Annotated in this window: 1 protein-coding gene; it reads left to right on the forward strand. The window is 44.8% G+C overall.

The window, feature by feature from the left end:
- Positions 1–190: 190 nt before the first annotated feature.
- Positions 191–6,037: beta strand repeat-containing protein (locus H7U22_RS18310; RefSeq protein ID WP_187072791.1), on the forward strand; the 5,847-nt coding region annotated here is incomplete at its 3' end.

A 6,037-nucleotide genomic window follows, 5' to 3' on the forward strand; every position in this document is an offset into this window, starting at 1 on the left:
ACTGAATTTTGAAAAGGCTTGTAGATGGGAAACTCAAGCCTATTAGCTTAAGGTTAAAGTGCCAAACTATCGCACTCCGAAAACAAACTTTTAAAACAGTATAAACAGAATAAACTATATAACTGGCCAATCGCTACCCCCTCTCCTTCGGAGAGGGCCGGGTTGAGGCTTTTTTGATACCAAATATATTATGAAAACTAGATTTACTTATCTCTTATTCCTCCTCACGTTCTCTACCTTAATAGGTATAGGGAATATGGCGGTTGCCGCCCTAAACGTTACAGCTACGGGTACTAACGGCACTTGTGCATCGGATGCATCTATAACCGCTACCGCTACGGGCAACACCGGCGTTGTAAACTACCAGCTATTACAGGGCAGTACGGTCATACGAAATTATCAGGCAAGTAATATCTTTAGCAATCTGCCAGCAGGTAGTTATATTGTAAAAGTACAGGATGCCACAACTACAGTAACTGCGCAAAGTGGTACAGTCACGCTAACCACAACTTATGTTGCGATGGTTATTAGTATCCCTACTTATCAGGTAGGTTGTACAACAGCTACCAACGGACAACTTACTGTAACTGTAACAAAAGGTAAAGCACCGTATAATTATAGCATATCTCCAGATCCAAATAGCGTTGGTGTTCAAAGTTCCAACACATTTAATAATTTAACTGTTGGAAGTTATACGATTAGCATTACTGATGCCTGTGGAGTAACAGTTACACAAAGTTCAAGTGTTTATTCTACTTCAACAACTGTAAACCAAATACAACCTCCCTTTGGTGGTGCGTATTTTGCATGGGGCAACTTTCAAAATGGAGAATATAACGATTGCTCTAAAGGTGCTTTTGTAAATACATATGGATGGACGTATAAGGCAACAAATGGTGGTCTTGCTGCTTTTGATTTACAACATTTTTATTGGCGCTATGAATATCCATCTGGTAGTGGTAATGTTTATGGAGCGGGTGGGGTATTAAATGGCGCAAATGTGCCATTATCAACCAGATCTATTCCCGCACCCGCTACAGCAACTTATCCTTTTGGAAACGGTGATATTATTATTTATGATGAGTGCGGAAATTCTTTTAGAACCCCTAATAGCTTATGGCAAAGTACGGCTACATCAAGCCCTCAGCAGGGAACAGGAAACCGAGCTACCGCAATTTATGATTGTAATTTGGGTGGTGGTGTTAATGCTCAAGTAATGCCATATGAAACCATTTGTTTCCCAGTAACATATACATTTATAGATCAGGTAACAGGAACAATTATTACACAAACAATTAATAATAATACCCTGAATTATTATTATGGATTTGTACCAGGTCATGCTTACTCTGTTACCGCTTTAGATGTATTAGGGCATAATGCTACTCAAACAAGCTCCGTAACAATACCAACAAGTGTTGGTTCAATTGTATCAGGTGCTATTAACAACGGAAATAATTATCCTAATTCATCGATTCTTGCAGTATACTATCCAGTACAAATTGCTGCTAATACGGCAGTTTCTTATACTGTTACGGCATCCTCTACAGGTAATCCTGCTGTTGGATATACGAAAAGTTTTACTTACACATCTGCGACACAGATAAATGGTGTCTTTTCTGGACCGAACCCAGATGGGACATGGCCTAATGGTACTTATACGGTACAGGTAAATAGTGCACCATGTATCGTAAACAGTTCTTATACCTTTACGGTTGCATCTGGCTTCAGTGGTAAATTAAATGGGAACTATACAGCTACAGTGCCTAATTGCGGTGTGTTTAGCGCAACCCTACAAGCAAATTTAAACAACTCAAGCTTATATCAAGTTAAAATTATTTCTGGTCCAAGTAATGTTGGAGTTCTTAGAGGATTTAATTCAACAGCGGTAAGTTCTGGAGTTTACAATAGTTTATCTTTTGATGGATTAAATTATGGTACCTATGTTTTTGGTTTATACCCAGTGGGTAGTACAACAACTCCTTTATACACACAATCCATTACCTACAATGCGAGTAATACCTTAACAATTGATGCACTTTCTACTGGTGGTTATGTTTGCGCAGGTTCACCAACAGGGAGTTTAAGCGTTACGGCAACCTCTGCCTCTGGTTCAGCATTGGAATATTCCAAGGATGGAGGAACAACTTGGCAGAGTGCAAATGTTTTTAATGGGTTAGCGGTAGGCAATTACCCTGTTGTTGTTCGTGATATTTGCGGTAATACTGCAACCTACACCGCATCTGTTGTGCAGGCATCAGGCATTTCGGCTTCAGCCTCAACAAACCCTGTTTGTGCTGGAAGCTCGACACAGTTAAGTGTTAACGCAATTGGTGCAACAAGTTATGCGTGGACAGGACCGAACGGTTTTACTTCATCGCTTCAAAACCCGATTATTAGCAATATGCAGAGCGTAAATGCTGGAATTTATTCGGTAACGGTTACTTCGCCTTCGTGTACCAATGTAGCAAGTGTAACCGTTGGTGTTAATCCACTTCCGGTTGCTACAATTTCTTATTCCAGTAGTTCATTCTGTGCAACAGGAAATATAAGTTCAACAATTAGTGGTACCACAGGTGGTACCTTCAGTTCTACAACAGGCTTAAGCATCAGTGCCGCAACGGGCGATATCAATCTTGCAACAAGTGCGTCTGGAACTTACACGGTAACATATTCATTCTCAAATTCAGGTACAGGCTGCTCGAACACAACAACGACTACTGTTAAGGTGAATGCTCTACCTTTGGTAGTTACGCATAACCAGTCAAACTGCGCTCCAAGTACTGTCGATTTGACTGCTACCGCAGTTACATTAGGAAGTACCACGGGCTTAACTTATACATATTTTACAGAGTCTTCTGGAACAACAGTTTTAAATAACCCGAATGCTGTAGCTTCTAGTGGTACCTATTATATAAAGGGATATTTGGCCTCGACAGGATGTTATTCAGCAGTAACGCCGGTAGCCGTAACCATCCAGCCCCAACCAACTGTTGTGGTAACAAACCCTGCTTCGGTTTGCGCTCCGTCAAAAATTGACTTAACTGCTGCTGCGGTGACCGGCGGAAGCAGTGCTAATTTATCATTTGCTTACTATACAAATGCAGGTACGACAACTGTTTTAAGCAGTCCAAGTGCGGTAGCCAATAGTGGCACATATTACATTCAAGGAACAAACACAATAACAGGCTGTGTATCGGTTGCAATGCCAGTGACGGTAACAGTAAATCCATTGCCGAATGCCCCAGCAGTAGCCATTACACAACCAGTTTGCGGAACGCCGACAGGAAGCATCACAATTACAGGTGTAACTGGCGAAACCTATAGTTTTGATGGAGGAGCCTATTCTTCTACCTTAACCTATAGAGGTCTCGCACCGGGATCACATAGTGTAATTGCTAAGGGTATGGGAAGTTGTACCTCAACGGCAACAAACATTACAATCAGCCCTGCGAAAATAACATCGAATGCTCCTACTGTAGCAGTAACGGCACAACCAGTTTGCGGAACGCCGACTGGAAGCATCAGCATTACAGCGGTAACGGGCGAAACCTACAGCGTAGATGGCGGAACTTATTCGGCTACCTTAACCTACGCAGGTCTTGTACCGGGAGCACACAGCATCCTAGCAAAAAGCTCTGACGGCTGTATTTCATCGGCAACAAATATTTTAATAAACCCAGCGAAAGCCGTAGCGAGCACACCAGTGTTCGCAGTTACCCAGCCAGTTTGTGGAACACCGACAGGAAGCATCAGCATCACCGCGGTAACAGGCCAAAAATATAGTATAGATGGAGGTGCTTTTACAGCAACTTTAATTTATTCAGCTTTAACTCCTGGTGCACATACGGTAACCTCACAGAGTGTTGATGCTTGTAATTCAGCAGCAATGCCGTTTACCATTACGCCAGCGAAAGTTGTGGCAACTACTCCGGTATTTGCATTAACACAACCAACTTGCGGAACACCAACAGGAAGTATCAATATTACAGCTGTAACAGGCGAAAAATACAGCATAGACGGAGGTACTTTTACAGCAACCACCACTTATGCATCATTAACTCCGGGCGCACATACGGTAACCTCACAAAGTGTTGATGGTTGTAATTCTGCAGCAGTGCCGTTTACCATCAGCCCAGCGAAAGCAATAGCAAATGCACCGGTATTCGCAGTTGCCCAGCCAGTTTGTGAAACGCCAACTGGAAGCATCAGCATCACTGCGGTAACAGGCGAGAAATATAGTGTAGACGGCGGTGCTTTTACAGAAACCACCACATACGCTTCATTAACTCCGGGATCACACACGGTTACCTCACAGAGTGTAGATGGATGCAGCTCGGCAGCAGTGCCGTTCACCATCAGCCCAGCGAAAGTTGTAGCAACTACTCCGGTATTTGCATTAACGCAATCAACTTGCGGAACACCAACAGGAAGTATCAATATTACAGCGGTAACAGGCGAAAAATACAGCATAGACGGTGGAACTTTTACAGCAACTACAACTTATGCTTCATTAACTCCTGGTGCACATACAGTAACCTCACAGAGTGTTGATGGTTGTAATTCTGCAGCAGTGCCGTTTACCATCAGCCCAGCAAAAGCTGTAGCAAATGCCCCTGTATTCGCAGTTACCCAACCAGTTTGCGGAACGCCAACAGGAAGCATCAGCATCACTGCGGTAACAGGAGAAAAATACAGTGTAGACGGCGGTGCATTTACGGCAGCCACCACTTACGCTTCATTAACTCCGGGATCACATACCGTTACCTCACAGAGTGTTGATGGATGCAGCTCGGCAGCAATGCCGTTTACCATCAGCCCAGCGAAAGCAACAGCAACCACACCAGTGTTCGCAGTTACCCAGCCAGTTTGTGGAACGCCAACGGGAACTATCAATATTACAGGTGTTGCAGGAGAGAAATACAGCATAGATGGCGGTGCTTTCACGGCAACTACAACTTATGCTTTATTAACTCCTGGCGCACACACGGTAACGTCACAAAGTGTTGATGGATGCAGCTCGGCAGCAGTGCCGTTTACCATCAGCCCAGCGAAAGTTGTGGCAAATGCCCCTGTTTTCGCAGTTGCCCAGCCAGTCTGCGGAACACCGACCGGAAGCATCAGCATTACTTCGGTAACCGGCGAAAAATACAGTGTAGACGGCGGAACTTATTCGGCAACTACCACTTACGCTTCATTAACTCCGGGATCACATACCGTTACCTCACAGAGTGTAGATGGATGTAGCTCGGCAGCAACACCGTTCACCATCAGCCCAGCGAAAGCTGTAGCAAGCACACCTGTGTTCGCTATTACCCAGCCAGTCTGTGGAACGCCGACGGGAAGCATCAGCATCACTGCTGTAACCGGAGAAAAATATAGTGTAGACGGCGGTGCATTTACGGCAGCCACTACTTACGCTTCATTAACTCCGGGCTCACATACCGTTACCTCACAGAGTGTTGATGGTTGTAATTCTGCAGCAGTGCCGTTCACCATCAGCCCAGCGAAAGCTGTAGCAAATGCCCCTGTATTCGCAGTTGCCCAGCCAGTCTGTGGAACGCCAACTGGAAGCATCAGCATCACTGCTGTAACAGGCGAGAAATACAGTGTAGACGGCGGTGCATTTACGGCAACCACCACTTACGCTTCATTAACTCCGGGCGCACATACGGTTACCTCACAGAGTGTAGATGGATGCAGCTCGGCAGCAACACCGTTTACCATCAGCCCAGCGAAAGCAATAGCAAATACACCGGTATTCGCAGTTACACAGCCAGTCTGTGGAACGCCGACGGGAAGCATCAGCATCACAGCGGTAGCAGGCGAGAAATACAGTGTAGACGGCGGTGCATTTACGGCAGCCCTTGTTTATTCTGGATTAACGGCAAATGCATCCCATACCATTACCTCACAGAGTATAGATGGCTGTACCGCAACTAAAACAGTTGCTATAAACGCAGCGAAAGTTGAGGCGAACGCACCAACGGTTTCTGTTTCGGCACAGCCGGTCTGCGGAACGCCAACGGGAAGCATC

The sequence above is a fragment of the Pedobacter fastidiosus genome (assembly GCF_014306625.1).
GTDB classification, from domain to species: Bacteria; Bacteroidota; Bacteroidia; order Sphingobacteriales; family Sphingobacteriaceae; genus Pedobacter; species Pedobacter fastidiosus.